Origin of the sequence: Mesorhizobium sp. STM 4661, assembly GCF_000359125.1 — a bacterium.
Classification (GTDB): Bacteria; Pseudomonadota; Alphaproteobacteria; order Rhizobiales; family Rhizobiaceae; genus Mesorhizobium.
Window position 1 is genome coordinate 1 of record NZ_CAAF010000076.1, and the last position, 16,444, is coordinate 16,444.

Genomic DNA, 16,444 nt, shown 5'->3' on the forward strand with positions numbered 1-16,444 from the left:
TTGATCCGAATCCTCGGTCGAACAACCACTCGGCGGCTAGTGTACCGAAAAGATTTGGGGCAGCGCAAGAGGCCTGAGGTTAGGAACCTAACACTACGCTATGTCTTATTCTACCACGGCATTTTTCCCGCTCGTCATCGGAGGAAGTCGAGATGGCGCGCTACTTTTTCGATATCCATGACGGCAACGAATTTACAGGCGACGAGGACGGAGAAATCTGTGGTTCCCTATCCGACGTCAGTGACTACGCGGTAAGCGTCTTGCCTGATATTGCCCGTGAGGAACTCCCAAACGGTCCCAATCGGCTCTTCTGGATTAAGGTGCGTGATGAAGACGGGGCATATATCTTCCGTGCTTCGCTTGCCTTGGCCTCAGCCTGGCTGGTTGAAAATGCCAACGGTCACCCCCACCCTGGAGAAAATCTGAAGTTGGCGGCTCTCAGACGGACGAGAGATCAGGTCAAGGCAATCAGGCGCGACCTGGCCGAGGATGGCTTGTCAGCCGAGATGCACGAGATTGATGCTCTTATCGGCATAGCGCAAACCGAAGCTGAACGGATGATCAAAAGCCTCTTGGCCGCCGATGCAACACTGCCTCGCTCTGGATAGGCTCGGCGTAACCAACAAGGGGCGCCCCCGGGCCTTCGGACGGCTCAAACGAGCAGACTATTAGTGCAAATGTCCACCTGCAGGTTCCCGCCGAGCATTCTGGAATATGATTGAATCTGCCGGCGATCTTTCAACTTCGATAGGAACAAGCACCCCTTCTACGCATTGCCTGTCGGACGGACAGGAGATGTCAAATGGAACTCATGAATACAGTGGTACGCCGGGACATATCCGGCAACGTCGTGGAATTTCTCGGCGAAGGCGGCGAAGCGGTGAGTGTCACCATCGCCCCAGGCTACGAGGGCAAAGCAGACAATGAACTCGTTGAAACTGCGAAGCAGATGATGGTTCAGATTGTTGCTTTCGGTCGGCCCGATGTCGGCATCCCAGTGAGCCGGGCACCTTCTGAGCTCTACACTTTTGAGTACCAGGACAAGGGAATTGTCCGGATAATGGCGGGCATATCCTTGCCAAATCTGAAGGCGGTTCAGGATGAGGTCAACCGATCTGCAGTGGATCTTTGGAGGGACGCACTCGATAGGGCTGAGGCACCGGTGGGATGGGCCGTAAGGGCTCGAGATGCAAGCGGCGAGATCGTGGCGGCTTGCACCTACGAGGAGCTTCAGCTCCGCGACACATAAAATTTACTTCCGCCGGGAACGAGTAGGCAAACGGACGGTTATTGGGGCGCCTCAAGTCGACGAGGCGGTGACAACAACAAAAAGGGAACGCGATGGCGACGAACAAGGCATCATCCAAAGGCCTCAACGAACTTTTTCATGACACTCTCAAGGACATTTACTTCGCAGAAAAGAAGATCCTCGCGACTCTGCCGAAGATGGCAAAGGCGGCGCAGAGCGCCGATCTGAAAGCTGCTTTCGAAAAGCATCGAGGCGAAACGCAGGAGCACGTTTCTCGTCTCGAAGAGGTGTTCGAAGTGATCGGCAAGAAGCCGGCCGCGAAGACATGTGCTGCCATCATGGGCATCACCGAGGAGGGCGCCGAGATCATGGAGGAATACAGGGGGACCCCTGCCCTCGACGCTGGCCTGCTCGCGGCAGCACAGGCTGTGGAGCACTACGAAATCTCTCGCTACGGGACTCTGCGCACCTGGGCTTCCGAACTCGGCCTGACCGAAGCGGTCAATCTCCTTGACCTGACACTCGGCGAGGAAAAAGCAACCGACGAGGCGCTCACCGAGCTTGCTGAGTCGGCCGTGAATGTCGCGGCGGAAGCAGCCTGACGAGGACGGGTTCCATTGATCCTGGCGCGAGCCCTGGTGGTGGACCACCCGGGCTCGCCCACCGCCACTTATCGTGCACCGGCATCAAAACTCGAAGGAGAATGAGATGGGCTTTTTCGGCAAATATTTCTCCGGCCTTGGCGGCAAGAAGCCGGCAGAGAAAGAGAAGACCGGCGACATGCGCAAGGATACCGGGGCGGGTCCGGCGATAGCGGCCCACTCTAAGGACGCCAAGACATCGGCTGCCACAGGCCAAAATCCCACGGCCGCAAGGAAGAAGGCAGATAATTGATGAGGTCGGGAGGTTCGCCGGCGAATTAGGCAGCGATCGAGAGACATCAGATGAGAAGCAAGACAACGGCAGATAAAGCTCACGCGACCTGCGAAAGAACCGCTCCATCCAGGTCGCATTTGGCAATGCCATAGCGCCAACGATGGTTCGTGCCTTCTCGCCTGCATTGATAGAACAGGGTCAGTTTACGTCCTTCGATGATAACGGTCGAGTGCCCATTTTCTCCAGGTTCGCCGGGTTCAAGCACCGGACCGAAAGTGCGATACGGCCCTTCAACTCGATCGGCGATAGCGAAGAAGACGCGCTGTCTGCTGCCGCGAGGGCCGTCAGGCAGGAAGCACGTTGCGTTCAGCAGGATTCGCGCATCCGGCAACTCGACTAGCTGGGCCCCTTCGATACCCCATTCATAGTCAGGGTGCTGGCGCGGATTGTGGTGTGGCAATTCTGTGTGGTCGAGAATCTTGCCTACGCGCTTCCATGGTCCAAACCAGGAGTCAGACTGGCTGCGTGCAAGATAGACGTCCGGCTGCGGCACCTTTGTAAATTTCGGCATGCCCGAATAGACGATGTAACGCTTGCCGCCGATGATCGCCGGATGCGGGTCATAGATCCCGTCTTCATCGGTGCCTGGCAGGGCGAGAATCGCCGAGCTGACAAGGACCCAATGAAATCCGTCATTGGAAACAGCATGCTCACAACGGCCGCCCGACTTCATGAATTCGGTTTGAATGAACATATGAAAGACGCCGCTTTCATGGATGACGCCGGGAGCGGCTACGCCCGACCCGCTAACCGGCAGGACGATGGGCCCGTGTTCCGTCCATGGGCCATAGAGATCAGCTGCGGTGGCGTGAAGAATTCTCCAGGTTTCGCTGGTAACGGTGCCGCTTGAGCCGAACATGTGCCAAAGCTTCCCGTCGAAGACGGGACAAGGATCTTTCACGTCATCCACAGCAGCTGGATGAAAAAGTGGAAAAACGTTCGATTCAAAGTCGATCGACATCGGTTCACTCACTCGCTGTCCGGCACCAATTCGCTGTCCAATTCCTATGCGATGCGCCCGACTCGTTTCATCGATTGTTAACTTTGTAATAGCGTCGATTAACGCACGATTAACAATTGTTGCGCCCTCGCGGTTGGGATGCTCGGCCCTGCCGATCGACATCTCTTCCGGTCCGTAGGCCATCGACCAGTGAATCGGATTCGTAGCGGAACGAGTTCCTTCTTGGAAAGTTAGAGCCCTGGGTAATAAATCACAATTCAACGCTGTGATTAACATTTGTTGTACGAACGTCCACCGTTCCAGTCGAAAGGGCCTTGAAATGGAAATCGCTGTCGGAAAATCAAACCTAAGAATATCCGCAGACGATCCATCGACCATTCTGTGTTTATCGCATCTACGTTGGAATTTCGTACATCAACGACCCCAACACCTCCTCACTCTTGCTTCCACGACGAAGAATATAGTCTATTTCGAGGAACCCATTTTTGAGAACGTCCCTCAAGCATTTATGCGTTCTAACAAGGTTTCGCCGACTATCAGAGTCGTCACGCCGATCCTTCCCCTTGGAACAAGTCAGTTGCACGCAGACGCGGCCCAACGCCGGTTCCTCGACCTGTTAGTCGCCGCTATCCCCCAGGAGCGGCTGACCACCTGGTATTACACCCCTATGGCACTGCGTTTCACTGACCATCTCCTTTGTGAGGTGTGCGTCTACGATTGCATGGACGAGCTTTCGGCCTTCAAGGACGCGCCGCCTGAACTCGTCGAGATGGAAAGGCAGCTGTTGGAACGTGCTGACGTCGTGTTTACTGGAGGCCAGAGCCTCTATGAAGCCAAACGAAGCATGCATCGAGCGATCTTTCCGTTTCCCAGCAGCATCGACTTCACGCACTTTCATCAGGCCAGAGGTCCAGGAAAGGACCCGGTCGACCAGGAACAAATACCGCATCCCCGGGTGGGCTATTTCGGCGTGATTGATGAGCGACTGGATGTCGACCTTGTTGCAAAGACCGCCTTGGCGATGCCTGACGTCCACTTCGTCATGATCGGACCGGTGGTCAAGATAGATCCCGCTGGTCTTCCTGCCGCACACAATCTGCATTGGCTGGGTGGGAAGGATTACGCTGACCTGCCCCAGTACCTCAGGCACTGGGACGTCGGATGGATGCCCTTCGCCCTGAATGCAGCCACCCGCTACATCAGCCCAACCAAAACACCGGAATTTCTGGCTGCGGGCGTGCCGCTTGCTTCAACCGCGGTCGTGGACGTCGTGCGGACCTATGGCGCCGAAGGTCTGGTGGACATCGTGGACGCCGATGACGTTGAGCTGACACTTCGGTCGGTTTTGGCTCGACCTCGCGACCACGTGTTGACGCAGGTGGATGCCTATCTGTTGGACATGTCATGGGAGAAAACGTGGGCTGGAATGGCGGCTCGCATCCAGCAAGCTCGCTCGACCAAAAACGTATTGCCGTTTCGGCGGAGCGCCTGACCATGTTCGACTGGTTGATCGTCGGTGCCGGTTTCGCCGGCAGTGTGCTCGCGGAGCGCATCGCATCGCAGAGGAACGAAAGCGTTTTGCTAATCGACAGGCGGAGCCACATCGGCGGCAACGCCTATGATTGCTACAATGAGGCTGGAATTCTTGTTCATCAATATGGGCCCCACATCTTCCACACCAATGCTCAGTCGATTGTCGACTACCTCTCGCAGTTTACAGCGTGGCGGCCTTACGAGCACCGTGTGCTGTCGTCGGTGGATGGGAAGCTACTACCGATTCCGATCAATCTCGACACCATCAACAAGCTGTACGATCTCGATTTGACATCGGAACAACTCGAGCAGTTTTTCTTGTCCCGCCGTGAGCCGGTGGATGAAGTGCGAACGGCCGAAGATGTAGTCGTAGGCACAGTCGGTAGGGAGCTTTACGAGAAATTCTTTCGTGGCTACACCAGGAAGCAGTGGGGTGTGGATCCGTCTCAATTGAATAAGTCGGTGACAGCTCGCGTCCCGACCCGCACCGATCGCGATGACCGCTATTTCGGCGACAGTTTTCAGAGCATGCCGGCCGGCGGCTATACCCGCATGTTCCAGCGCATGGTCGACAACCCCAAAATCAAGATCATGCTGCAAACCGACTACAGGGAGATTCGGGACAGGATTCCGTTTCGGCGCATGATTTATACGGGGCCTGTAGACGAATACTTTGACTGGAGTCTTGGTCGCCTGCCTTACCGATCATTGAGGTTCGAGCATGTGACGCTTGATTGCGACCGGTTCCAGCCCGTCGCTGTCGTCAACTTTCCGCAAGCGGAAGAGTACACCCGTATCACGGAGTACAAACATCTTACGGGGCAGACGAGTCCTCAGACGAGCCTTACGTACGAATATCCGACCGACATCGGCGACCCGTACTATCCCGTGCCGCGGGCTGAGAACGAGGCCCTCTACAAAAGATATGAAGCGCTGGCGGGAGCCGCTGCCGACGTTTGGTTTGTAGGCCGACTGGCTACATATCGCTACTACAACATGGATCAGGTGGTAGGTCAGGCGTTGGCGACTTTCGCTCGAATTCAGAAAAATTTGCCTGTGAGCAACGCGCCGCTCCGGGCTGAGGCTGCCGAGTGAACAGTCCGCTCGAGATGTGGGGCGGCGTGGAATGCAGCCATGTCCGCACTCACGAGGCGGTGCGCAACCAGTTGGATGAAACAGGGCATGTAAACCGGATTGAGGACCTTGATCTGATCGCTGGCCTCGGCATCCGAACGCTTCGCTACCCAGTGCTGTGGGAAATGGTTGAGCACACGGCGGGCTCCTACGACTGGAATTGGGTGGACAAGCGCCTGCTACACATCAGCGAGCTCGGAATGCGACCGATAGCCGGGCTGATGCACCACGGCAGCGGTCCAGCATGGACCCAAATCCTCGATCCCGACTTTCCTGAGATGCTCGCTCAATATGCGGGCCGAGTTGCACAACGCTATCCATGGATAGAGCTGTACACACCCATCAACGAGCCGCTCACGACTGCCCGCATTAGCGGGCTATACGGGTTGTGGTATCCGCATGGCACTGACGAGGCCACGTGCCTGCAGCTGACGGTCGCTCAATGCCGGGCGATAGCACTGGCGATGAAGGCGATCCGCAAACATGTCCCGTCGGCTCGCCTTGTGCAGACAGAGGACGTCGGGCGTGTTTTTGCAACTCGGCGGCTCGCGTACCAAGCGGATCATGAGAACGAACGCCGGTGGCTGGCCCTGGATCTCCTGGCCGGCCGCGTCGATGGCAGGCATTCTTTCTACCGACGGCTGTTGGATGCCGGGATGGATGGTCGACATTTGTCGGCTCTGGTCGAAGAACCTTGCGTACCAGACGTCATCGGCATTGATTATTACCTGACCAGCGACCGAATGCTCGATGACAAGATAGATCGGTATCCCAACGAGCAAATAGGTGGAAACGGCATCGACAGGTATGTCGATATCGCCGCTGTTCGGTCCAACTGCCAAGATGATTCAGGCCTTGAGCAAAGGATCAACGAACTCTGGAACCGCTATCACCTGCCCATCTCGGTAACGGAATTGCACAACGGATCCACTCGCGACGAACAGGTGCGTTGGCTCGTCGATGGATGGAATGCAGCGCAAGCAGCAAGAGACAGTGGGGTCGACATCTGTGCGGTCACGGCTTGGTCGCTTTTTGGCGCGGTCGATTGGAACTCGATGTTGCAGAAGCGTGATGGGTTCTATGAGAATGGTGCGTTCGACATACGCGCAGGAGTACCTCGGCCGACTGCTGTCGCCTATGCGATTGCAGATCTCGCCAAGCATGGGTCTACCGATCATCCCATATTGGATCGCCCCGGTTGGTGGCGAGAAGAAAGCGTTTACGAGAACGGCGGGCGGCCACTCTTGTTGGTAGGATTTGGTCGACTAATCTCCATCATCGAGGAACGCTGTTCCCTGAGAAGGCTGACGGTCTGCGCAGCAAGGCCAGACAACATTCAACCACTCCTTGCGAAACATGGCGCATGGGCAGCAATAAGAGTCGAAGAGGGTCACCCGGCACGCAGTGGCTCATCCGCTGCGCCCGTCAAGATTTCTTGCCGCTACCCCAATGGCGGGGATTTACTGCTGCAAAGTGACCACACACGCTCCCCTATCGAAGTGGCGAACGCAGTTCTGGATCTGATTATAGACGATCAGAGGGGCGCGTTTGAGTTGCTGCACTACGGCCCTGGCAATCAGTATGAGCTGGTGCCTCTACCTGATGTGAATAGCGACGGACATTATCGGAAAATAGCAAGCAACGTCGCCTAACCGAGGCTCTTTCTTCGCCAGGCTCGCTGACACAGCCTAGCGGCGCTAGCGACGAAGGCGATCGAGTGCCAAATGCGAGCTGCCGTGGTCCCTCCTTTTAGGAGCTTTGGATCAGCACAGCAGACAGGGACGAGCTCGGCAGGATCCGCACATGCAGACCGCGTCGTCGAATACCCGGTTCGACGTGGACGAAATGCATGTGGCCGATTCAAATGAAGAGTCGTCACACTGGAACTCGTGCCCGCTCGTCACGTTGACCCAGACCCGAATGGAGACTGATATGACCCATGACTTGTCCCCGAAACTTAGGGAACTTTCCGCTGGCCTGAAGAGCAGGGCTAACGAGCTGACACAAGCCGGACAAGATGGCGATATCGCAAGGCTGATGTCGGGCATGGCTGCAACGTTGGATGCTTTACAGGTGCTCGCCGATGAAATCAGGACGCCGCGCTCAGGACCCTCCGAAGAATAGACTACTCAGATCAAACGCAAGACGGCTTAAACGCTAAGACCCATTGAGGAGACATGGTGATCCGACTGACCCGGGAGCAATGCCGCGCAGCACGGGGTCTGCTAGATTGGCCCCAAGCAAGGCTTGGGGCCAAATCGAATGTGAGTGAAGGAACAGTTCGGGATTTTGAAAACGGCAAGCGTGTTCCCACTCCCGATAAACTCGTCGCGATACAAACGGCATTTGAAACGGCAGGTGTCACTTTTTTTGGCGATGGCGAGACCGCCCAAGGAGGACCTGGAGTCCTCCTAAGGACGCCAACGGCTCCACGCACGCTCGTTCGGGATGGCGAAGCCGGTATTATCGAGAACAGCGAAATGTAGTTTGGCTTTAGCTGCGGTCAGATCTGATCGTTGTAAGGCTCTTTCGTTCTCCCAACCATCTTCGCCAGCTCCGAAAATGACGGGACGTCCGATTCGCCTTGTGCGTTGTTTGCGATCTGCAGTAGCCGGATCGGGAAGCAGATAGCATCGCGATTGGCTGGCGACATATCCTCAAAGGTCCGCTCGTCACCCGTAATTGAAGCCTCCACCTTTCGCAAAGCAGTATCGATGTCGTCGATCGAAAGCAGGCCTTTGTGGACCAGCACGTTATTGATCGAGGCGAAGGCCATCATCAGGCCTTCGAGTTGAAGGTTGGCGACGTTCATTGCCGGCTCTTTTCGCGGCTCGGCTTTGCCTGTCCTGGAGGATTCTGACCATCTGACTGGTGCGTCTTGTCGTCCACCTCGTTGACCGGGCGCGTCAGTCCGACCCCGCTCTTGGGCTTCTTGTTGCCAGCTGCGTCCTGAGAGAACGCATCCGAAGGATCGGCACCCGTTTTGGCGGGATATTTTGTTGCTCCGGTTTCGCGATGATTTTCATTGCCAGGCATTTTCGAATCTCCAGTGGGATGATCGATAACAGCCCGGCAAGCCGCGAGTTCCGCGTCACATGGAACATTCCTTACTGCCGGTCGTTGGCCAGCAAAGGAGAAGTGAATGGCCAAGGTAAAAAATCTCAACAAGGCAATCGGTAAGGAGCCGGAGGTTGCCGGCGTCGAGATCGAGCGCAAAAGCCCAAGAGTCAACGAAGCCGGGCAAGCCACCGTTGCCCCCAATACCGCGGCTGCTCCGCCCAAACGCGAAAGCCCTCTCACAGAGCCTTTCCCAGCCAGACAAAACGCGGCTCGACCGATGGCCGGCAAGACACCGCGTCCAACCGACAATCGCGGAGAGTAGCCATGCCGCCCAAACCAGAGCCGACCGAAGAACCGCCAGTGGACGCGCCAACCTGGGTGCCAGACGTGCGTGAACCTGATCCCGATCTTCTTCCCGACGAGCAGCCCGTCCCGAATCCCGACGAGAACAGTGACCCTCCAATGAGAGCTCTCATATGAGCGAAGATGACATTCGCAACGGTGGCTGCCTTTGTGGTGCAGTTCGCTTCTCGGTTAAGGGCGCCCCGCTCCGCGTTGGGCTATGCCACTGTCATGATTGCAGACGCGCGAGCGGAAGCGCATTCAACTTCTTCGGGGTTTGGCCGCGATCTGCTTACCAAGGAGCCGGTAAACTCGGGACGTTTCAAGGACGAAGTTTTTGCCAAATTTGCGGATCTCGCGTGACATCCTTGCGGGATGACGAGGCGGAGATCATGATCGGTGCTCTCGATGATGCTCCCAGCGACATTTTCCCCGGCTATGAACTCTGGATCGGTCGGCGCGAACCTTGGCTAATGGATCTGCAATGGGCTGAGCAGTTCGAACACGATCGAGAGTCCCTAGCGATCGACGCGCCGCCAATCGAACCTGAAGTCCCTGGGCCCGCCTCAACAACCGGATACGTGACTTAGCGGAGGGCGTGACTGCTCGCCTCGAACTCTGTGGGTCGACGGTGTCGGCGGCGGGCGGTGGATTGCTCGGCTTGGCCGTTGACGTTGGGCCGCCTTCGGCGAAGGCGAGGAACCTTATACCCGCATGGACAAGGCTGCCCCACAACATCGGAGGCGTCATCACCGGAACAAAAGCGGCTGCGCGCCGTGGACGTCGACATAGTGGATACTGTCACCGGAGGTATGCGGCCGCCGTACTTTGTTCGTTGATCCACCCCGACGGCGGTGGGAACTGGTTCGCCCTGCCAGCGTTCATAGGCACGCCTCGGACATTGGTTCAAGCACTGGGGATGAGCGATGAGGGTCAAGTCTTCGATATTCCGGTGAAAGTACGTCTGCGAGAGGGAGCTAAGGCCCGGCGGATTGCTTCTGCGCACGAGGCTTACGTTTTGCTCGAAAGTGCCGATTGGCCCGCTGACCAATCCCAGGCACATCGCGACGCCTGCGGAGTGGCCGAGGATGCGCTTGCCGGCCATCGGGAGGACGCAGAGGTTTTCGATGCCTTCAGCTTGGCAGCCAAGGAGCCAGGCATTCTCGTAGAGTCGTCTATCGAAGATGGCATCGTGCCAAGCCGTTTTTATTTCGAAAGTATTGTGTGCGTCCAGCCGCGAGGCGGTAGCACTGTGCGCGAGGTCAAATCGGTCAACGGCGCCTGCGAGGTCCTGATCGACTGGCCGCACGTTAAACGCGGCCCCTATTATCAATCCGCGCGTGAAGTGGTGCATGCTGCGCTGGATGGCAAGGCAACGCCGGACCAGGCCAGGGAAGCCTTCGCATTGGCAGGGCACGCCGGCATCCTGGTCGAGCGTGGCATTTAGGAAAGCGAAATGGCTTTCAAAGCGACACCGGGCCTTAATCCTAAAAGTACTCAATCCTCGTTAATCGATGGAGAAGCAGCCGCCCGAGCATCGACAACAACAGAAGACGACGAGGCAGCCCTTAGGTCGGAACCAGGAGCCCGTGGCCGCGATGCGGCTTGGCCATCACAAATTCCAGGTCTGGGTTGGAAGGATATTTTCTGGCGGCTCTTGGAAGAATTCAACAAGGACCGCGTTCTGCTGGTGGCGGCAGGAGCAACATTCTATCTGCTTCTGGCTCTGTTCCCGGCTCTGGCCGCGTTCATCTCGATCTATGGTTTTGTCGCGGATCCAATCACGGTCGCAGACCATGTCGCGTATCTCGGTGGGTTGCTGCCCTCGGGCGGGCTCGATCTCATCCGAGGGCAACTCCAGGCTTTGGCGAGACAGAATCCAGGCGCACTGGGGACCGGCTTTTTCATCGGACTCGCCATCGCTCTCTGGAGCGCAAACAGCGGAATGAAGGCCCTCTTCGACGCGATGAACATCGCCTATGAGGAAAGCGAGAAACGCAGCTTCCTGACCCTGAACCTGATGTCGATATTGTTCACGGTTGGTGCCCTGCTTATTGCGATCGTGCTCTTTCTGACGGTGGGCGTTGTTCCCGCACTTTTGCGCTATTTCTACCTTGATGCATGGACGGAAACGCTGGTTACGCTGGCTCGGTGGCCAACCCTGGTGATCGCGATGCTCACCGGCATTTCATTGCTCTATCGCTTTGGGCCCAGCCGGGAACGTGCCAAGTGGCGATGGCTAAGCTGGGGGGCTTTGGCCGCGACGGCAGTGTGGATTGCCGCTTCGTGGCTCTTCTCGTTCTATTTGCAGCATTTCGCCAACTACAACGCCACGTACGGTTCCCTTGGCGCCGTTGTCGGCTTGATGATGTGGACATGGATTTCAGTCATTATTTTCATCGCCGGTGCCGCCATCAACGCAGAGATGGAACATCAGACGGCCTGTGACTCAACCACAGGCCCCGCACTCCCCATGGGTGAACGTGGGGCGGTCGTCGCCGACACTTTGGGAAAGATCGCAGAGTGATACGGGTGCGGACCATCATAAAGCAGCACTTGCTGGTTACAGCTGAGACTCGATGGGAAGATGGCGACCAAGGCCGCCAGGACACGACGAAAAATTCCGGCTTCCGGTTCTCTGGTATAGTCTTGGAGTTCACCCTCGTCGCATCCATGCCAGTGCAGAACGTTGTCTTTCAGCTCAAGCCGGTAACTGGTTTCAGCCGATATCTCAGTTTGAAATCGGCGTTGAAGTTCAGCCACCAATTCCTGATCCTCAAAGAGCACACCCATCTCCGAGTTCAAAGACACCGAGCGCGGGTCAAAATTGAAGGAACCGACGAATCCGATCTTGTCGTCAACGGTGAAGGCTTTCGTGTGCAGACTGGCACCCTTGGACCCAAATACCGAAATCGACGGTTGACGCGTGAAGGGTTGGAGCTCGAAAAGTTTTACGCCATTCCTCAGCAGTCGCTTGCGATAGTTTGCATAGGCTCCATGAACCGCTGCGACATCTGTGGCTGCCAGGGAGTTGGTCAAAACTGAAACATCAACCCTATTGCTGACGAGTTCCGACAAGATTGCGAAGCCCCTCCTACCAGGGATGAAATAAGGAGATACGATTTCGAGACGGCGCTGCGCAGACTGAATGATGGGGCGTAACTCCTTCATCAGCCAACTGCGACGTCTCCAACCGCGCACCTTCTCTGGAGGATCGGAAATTACCCGCACACGGTCCACCCAATGGACGTCGTTGCTTGCTGCAATGAACTCGGTGATTGAAGCATGATCACCAATGCCGCTCAGAAGAGTCGAAGCAGCTTCAGGGTCAATCCCCTCGAAGAAGTTAATATGCTCGTTCTTGGCGTCTGAACCAAGTGCACTGATCGGTTTGGCTTCCTCACAAGCCCAGAATGCCTCGAAAATTTGAGCGGTTTGCTGGACGGCAGGTCCAAGGAGCAGCACGTCGAGGTCGCGAAAATTTGTTTGTGCGGCATCGAAATAGGCATCGCCAACATTCCGCCCCCCAACGACTGCGATGTTGTCGTCTGCGATCCAGGCCTTGTTGTGCATCCGCCGGGTCAGCGCAAAAAGGCGCAGCAGAACTTCCACACCGCGCATGATGCTGCGTTGTCTAATGCCACTAGGATTGAACAACTTGAGTTCAATGTTCGGATGATTGCCCAATGCCAGATATGAAGAATCATTTTTGCGGGAATTTACGTCGTCCAGGAGCATCCGCACTCGCACGCCGCGCTCTGCGGCCTGGAAAACCTCGTGAAGAAGCATGCGACCCGTGTGATCGTCATGCCAAAGGTAATACATTAGGTCGAGGGTGCGAACGGCGCCTCTAGCCGCCAGAACGCGCACGGCGAACGCGTCATAATTATCAGGCACCAGCAGCAAGCCGCTCTTGCCCACTTTTATGTTGTCATCCGCACTCCGCGAAACGGATACATCCATTTATCGACTACCTCGGACGGCGTGCGATGCCGCGTTGACTCAAATCACAGCAAGAACCTTTCACTTGGGTTCTGGTTGCATGTGAAGATGTCTAATCCCCTGATGCAGGTCCAATCGGGCCTTGATTGGCAGATGATCAGAGGCGATCCGCGAAGGCCCGAAGCGTCGCGGTTTATGAATTGTTTTGGTGGATGAGCGGGGCGGCAAGACACCATGGGTCTCACCCTCCGAGATGGGTCATTGGCAGGATCAAGCAGAAGCTGACAGGCGGCTGAGAATCCTCAGGGCAGCCCGGTGTCGCGAGCCTCCCCCAGCCATCATGTTTCATCGGCGGGTCGTCTGGCCGGGATCTGCTTGTCGCGCCTTCTCGAGGCGGCATCAAAGCGGAAGATGCCTTACGCATCCCCGCCGCAAAACCCCACGGTTTGGGCACAGGCGGCTACAAGGTCTGGAGCAAAGTAGGGGGAGGAAAATAAGCACGGTCCTTGTAGTTCACAGCACATGGTCGGCTGCTTGGGCGCGAAGAAAAATGCGCGGCCGGCTGCGTGATCGCGGACATGAGTTGGCAGCCGTCCGCACTTTCGATCGAAATGAACACTCCGGCGCAAACGGAAAAAACCGAAAAAAGTTTCAAGGTTTACTCAGAAATATTTTACTCGGATTTGGCCGTTCCGCGTAAGAAACCCGGAACCTTCGTCCCATCCTGTCGTTTCGAAAATGATCGTTGCTTGAACGGTCTCAAGGCAACAGGAGGACTACATTATGAACATCAAGATGATCTGCTTCAGCGCCATGGCGCTTTCGATTGCTGCGGGCTCAGCCCTCGCCGCTGGGGATGCGGGCACGTCAGCGCTCGACGATCCGGCCAAGATGCAGCCCTTCTACACAGACTCCAGCATGAAGACGATGGTCGGTAACGACGATTTCGTGAAGGCCTGGAAGGCGCTGTCACCCGACGATCAGGCTGCAATGATGACAGCCTGCGAGGACGAGGCGAAAGATGCTAACGCAGCCAATGCCCATCCGGAGTTCTGCAGCAGCGTCAAGCAGAATGGCGGCAGTAAATAGGCAACATTTGCACTGCGTGAAAACGGTCCCTTACGGGGCCGTTTTTTTTGCAAAACGGTGTTGTATCGCGACTGCCAGCCGCGCTAGTAGGCAAGGAAGGGCGACTAGACGCGCTTCCGCGATCACGCCATTTCGTATTACGCCCATCCCTCTACTTTTCACGATTGCGGATCCCCAATCCGCACGGCCGGCGCCCTACCAAGGATCTACCCCAACGCTCCCCAAGTGGCGCCGGCCACCCTTCACCCCGTCATCAAGGTTTCTTTAGTATTCGTGCTTCCCGCAAAAGCGATGACCAATTGTGCGCCCCGATGAAGCCTATGAGCTCGCGAGCTTGAGATCACGCTTTCGCCCCGACCAGGGAGAATGCGTTATGACCTCCAGAGGCACAGCCGATTCGGCACAGCTTCGTGAACTCACCAAAATCCTTGACGACTATTGTCAGAAGGCCGGCCTCCAGAACGACAGGGACGCCCGAGAAGCTTTGGCTCTCCGCATTATGAACGTGTTCGAGTCCGGCATTGATGACTTGCATGAGATCACGAAGGCTTTGGATTCATGTCGCGCGGCGGCTTGGCGTCAAGGCATCTAGCGCTACCCGGCCGCAGTCACAACCACTCCTCGGCGGCGCGTGTGGCCGGAACCGCTTTGCGACCAAGGCGTTGATCTCCCAAAAAGGAGATCAAATTGTCAGATCACAACGAAGACTATCGAACGAATCGCGCCGACCATTTCATCGCCAACACGGAAACACGATCACCTTGCCATTGGCAGAGAAGCGGTCAAAGCGACTTCATGAACAGCGATCGGCCCGGCTGACAAAAAACCCGGTTGAGTGTTCCGAGCGACGCACAACCCTTCGCCACCGCGACAGAGCATGACGTAACGTAACGACTCAGGTAGTTTGGCACTGTGGCGGGCCGGAAATTCCGCCTGGCCGGCGCCTTTCAGGCATACTTCCACCCAGGTGGTGCCGGCCCATTTCCAGTTAGTCCCTCATACCGGAATGCGATTGAGGCGGCGGGCTGGGAGGCCCGCGGAGGCCTTGGAGTTGGGCTAGAACAGGAGGCCTCCATGACACTTTACCAGATTGACGAAATGGACGGCGAAGCGCGCTTGCAGCCTCGCATACGACAAGCGCTGAGACCGCTCTTGAGGCGCTACAAAAGATTACCGGAAAGGCCGTTTCGCCGCGCGCACTCCAGAGGCACTGGTACAGGGTGGTCGATGAAAACGAGGGAAGTATTTTCGAAGTCAGTGTAGAACCAGATTGACTACGCAGCGCCTAGAAGCTGTTCAGGCGATGCCGCGAAGCCGGAGGGCCTTGCGGATTTGCTAATCCCGCCCGATCAGGACGCTTCCTGCACTTCTTCGACTTGTGGCGTCACGGGCGCAGAATTAATGACGTAGGTGTTCGAGGTGAAGTCGCTAGTTGATCGGATGATGATGCCGTCGTCTCTTAATCGGGCAAATGTCGCCCTTGCGATACGCAGGGGCCTGCCTTTGGCATCTGCGGCGGTGATTTTGTTCGACCAGGGAACCTGAGTGATCGTGTCAACGCGCTTTAGAAAGCGCTTTTCCTTCTCAGTCAACTCGATCACGCTGGTTCCTCCTTATCATTGGCAGCGTTTGGTTGGCCGGTAACGCCGATGGATGCGACTCCGTTCCCAGGACCTAGACGCGCCGGCACCGCTTAGGGCTTTCGCGCCCTTGCGGGGGCGCAGCTTGCGCGCGATGTTGAGGACATGAACGGGAGTCCCGTTATGTTGGCTAAGAAAAGTCTGTCGATCGCCTTTCTCGCCGGGATGGCAGTTTGTGTCACGAGCGCCGCCGATGCGCGACCGGACACGCGCGCGATGACCTGCGAACAGACGCAGGCCCTGATCAAAAGCCATCGCTCGGTAGTCCTGACCACGGGCCCCAACACCTACGATCGATATGTCCGTAAGGTCGGCAACGAATGCGACTCGCCGGACGCGCCGACCGCCGCCTCGGTCCCGACGCGCGACGGTCAATGCCGCGTCTATCGCTGTCAGGAACCGACTTTCAATCGATCCCCTTGAGGTTCGCTTTCACACTCGTCCGCAGGCTCCCGGAGGCTGTTACTTCTAACGAGGCCAAGGGCTTCCTACCGAAGGGCGCCGCGGAGTAGCACGTCGCTTGGGCGTCTAGCTCCGCTGCCTGGTGCCTCGGCTGTA

20 protein-coding genes and 1 pseudogene are annotated in these 16,444 nt (G+C 56.8%); 16 read left to right on the top strand and 5 right to left on the bottom strand.

The genetic code is table 11. From position 1 onward, the window contains the following. The first annotated feature begins 152 nt into the window (after positions 1-152). From MESS4_RS31335 to MESS4_RS25720, 4 genes are all read left to right on the top strand, one after another. Positions 153-608 (top strand): hypothetical protein, encoded by a 456-nt coding sequence (locus tag MESS4_RS31335; protein WP_006337478.1) that lies wholly within the window; start codon positions 153-155, stop codon positions 606-608. A 194-nt stretch (positions 609-802) separates the two neighbouring features. After that, entirely contained in the window at positions 803-1,249 is a 447-nt protein-coding gene (locus MESS4_RS25710) for a hypothetical protein (protein ID WP_006337480.1), read from the top strand. 92 nt (positions 1,250-1,341) lie between these two features. After that, positions 1,342-1,851 carry a ferritin-like domain-containing protein gene (locus MESS4_RS25715; RefSeq protein WP_006337482.1) on the top strand — a complete coding sequence of 170 codons (510 nt, stop codon included), beginning with the start codon at positions 1,342-1,344 and terminating at the stop codon, positions 1,849-1,851. Between the two features lie 106 nt (positions 1,852-1,957). Next, positions 1,958-2,143, top strand: a complete 186-nt coding sequence (locus MESS4_RS25720) for a hypothetical protein (protein WP_006337484.1) — start codon at positions 1,958-1,960, stop codon at positions 2,141-2,143. Positions 2,144-2,222: 79 nt separating this feature from the next. On the opposite strand, the gene MESS4_RS25725 is transcribed toward MESS4_RS25720, so the two are convergent. Continuing rightward, a complete protein-coding gene (locus MESS4_RS25725) occupies positions 2,223-3,329 on the bottom strand; it encodes a hypothetical protein (protein ID WP_198292803.1) in 1,107 nt (368 codons plus the stop codon). A 136-nt stretch (positions 3,330-3,465) separates the two neighbouring features. On the opposite strand from MESS4_RS25725, the gene MESS4_RS25730 reads away from it, so the two are divergent. The 5 genes from MESS4_RS25730 to MESS4_RS32730 all read left to right on the top strand — a co-directional run bounded on the left by MESS4_RS25730 (position 3,466) and on the right by MESS4_RS32730 (position 8,299). Next, complete coding sequence (locus tag MESS4_RS25730) at positions 3,466-4,638, top strand: glycosyltransferase family 1 protein (protein WP_036242118.1); 1,173 nt, start codon at positions 3,466-3,468, stop codon at positions 4,636-4,638. Positions 4,639-4,640: 2 nt separating this feature from the next. After that, positions 4,641-5,774 carry a UDP-galactopyranose mutase gene (gene glf / locus MESS4_RS25735; protein WP_006337490.1) on the top strand — a complete coding sequence of 378 codons (1,134 nt, stop codon included), beginning with the start codon at positions 4,641-4,643 and terminating at the stop codon, positions 5,772-5,774. Continuing rightward, positions 5,771-7,465, top strand: coding sequence for a family 1 glycosylhydrolase (locus MESS4_RS25740; protein ID WP_006337492.1), 1,695 nt, complete (start codon positions 5,771-5,773; stop codon positions 7,463-7,465). Before glf ends, MESS4_RS25740 begins: the two co-directional genes overlap by 4 nt. A gap of 151 nt (positions 7,466-7,616) precedes the next feature. Further along, a complete protein-coding gene (locus tag MESS4_RS34805) occupies positions 7,617-7,937 on the top strand; it encodes a hypothetical protein (RefSeq protein WP_244441221.1) in 321 nt (106 codons plus the stop codon). A gap of 53 nt (positions 7,938-7,990) precedes the next feature. After that, positions 7,991-8,299: a helix-turn-helix transcriptional regulator gene (locus MESS4_RS32730; RefSeq protein WP_006337495.1), complete on the top strand. Its 309-nt coding sequence runs from the start codon at positions 7,991-7,993 to the stop codon at positions 8,297-8,299. A gap of 17 nt (positions 8,300-8,316) precedes the next feature. Here MESS4_RS32730 and MESS4_RS25755 read toward each other — a convergent pair whose 3' ends face one another. Both MESS4_RS25755 and MESS4_RS25760 read right to left on the bottom strand, forming a co-directional pair. Beyond that, positions 8,317-8,625 (bottom strand): hypothetical protein, encoded by a 309-nt coding sequence (locus MESS4_RS25755; protein ID WP_006337496.1) that lies wholly within the window; start codon positions 8,623-8,625, stop codon positions 8,317-8,319. Next, the gene (locus tag MESS4_RS25760; RefSeq protein WP_006337497.1) at positions 8,622-8,849 is read right to left on the bottom strand and encodes a hypothetical protein; all 228 of its coding nucleotides are present in this window, start codon (positions 8,847-8,849) and stop codon (positions 8,622-8,624) included. Before MESS4_RS25760 ends, MESS4_RS25755 begins: the two co-directional genes overlap by 4 nt. 106 nt (positions 8,850-8,955) lie before the next feature. On the opposite strand from MESS4_RS25760, the gene MESS4_RS32735 reads away from it, so the two are divergent. The 4 genes and pseudogenes from MESS4_RS32735 (at position 8,956) to MESS4_RS25775 (ending at position 11,742) form a co-directional block, all read left to right on the top strand. Next, positions 8,956-9,195, top strand: a complete 240-nt coding sequence (locus MESS4_RS32735) for a hypothetical protein (protein WP_006337498.1) — start codon at positions 8,956-8,958, stop codon at positions 9,193-9,195. A 154-nt stretch (positions 9,196-9,349) separates the two neighbouring features. Further along, positions 9,350-9,688: pseudogene (locus MESS4_RS25765) on the top strand (GFA family protein); the annotation flags it as partial. Between the two features lie 446 nt (positions 9,689-10,134). After that, entirely contained in the window at positions 10,135-10,662 is a 528-nt protein-coding gene (locus MESS4_RS32745; RefSeq protein WP_081609856.1) for a DUF982 domain-containing protein, read from the top strand. A gap of 9 nt (positions 10,663-10,671) precedes the next feature. Then, the gene (locus MESS4_RS25775) at positions 10,672-11,742 is read left to right on the top strand and encodes a YihY/virulence factor BrkB family protein (protein ID WP_051070928.1); all 1,071 of its coding nucleotides are present in this window, start codon (positions 10,672-10,674) and stop codon (positions 11,740-11,742) included. On the opposite strand, the gene MESS4_RS32750 is transcribed toward MESS4_RS25775, so the two are convergent. Then, positions 11,649-13,178, bottom strand: coding sequence for a phospholipase D family protein (locus MESS4_RS32750; RefSeq protein WP_006337512.1), 1,530 nt, complete (start codon positions 13,176-13,178; stop codon positions 11,649-11,651). The two genes, MESS4_RS25775 and MESS4_RS32750, sit on opposite strands and share 94 nt — an antisense overlap. Positions 13,179-13,940: 762 nt before the next feature. On the opposite strand from MESS4_RS32750, the gene MESS4_RS25790 reads away from it, so the two are divergent. After that, positions 13,941-14,246, top strand: a complete 306-nt coding sequence (locus MESS4_RS25790; RefSeq protein ID WP_006337520.1) for a hypothetical protein — start codon at positions 13,941-13,943, stop codon at positions 14,244-14,246. 373 nt (positions 14,247-14,619) lie between these two features. Next, the gene (locus tag MESS4_RS25795; RefSeq protein ID WP_036242125.1) at positions 14,620-14,838 is read left to right on the top strand and encodes a hypothetical protein; all 219 of its coding nucleotides are present in this window, start codon (positions 14,620-14,622) and stop codon (positions 14,836-14,838) included. A gap of 757 nt (positions 14,839-15,595) precedes the next feature. Here the strand turns inward: MESS4_RS25795 and MESS4_RS25800 are convergent. After that, positions 15,596-15,847, bottom strand: a complete 252-nt coding sequence (locus MESS4_RS25800; RefSeq protein WP_006337542.1) for a hypothetical protein — start codon at positions 15,845-15,847, stop codon at positions 15,596-15,598. Positions 15,848-16,009: 162 nt separating this feature from the next. On the opposite strand from MESS4_RS25800, the gene MESS4_RS25805 reads away from it, so the two are divergent. Further along, on the top strand, positions 16,010-16,309 hold the full coding sequence (locus MESS4_RS25805; RefSeq protein WP_006337558.1) for a hypothetical protein: 300 nt from the start codon (positions 16,010-16,012) through the stop codon (positions 16,307-16,309). The last annotated feature ends 135 nt before the right edge of the window (positions 16,310-16,444 follow it).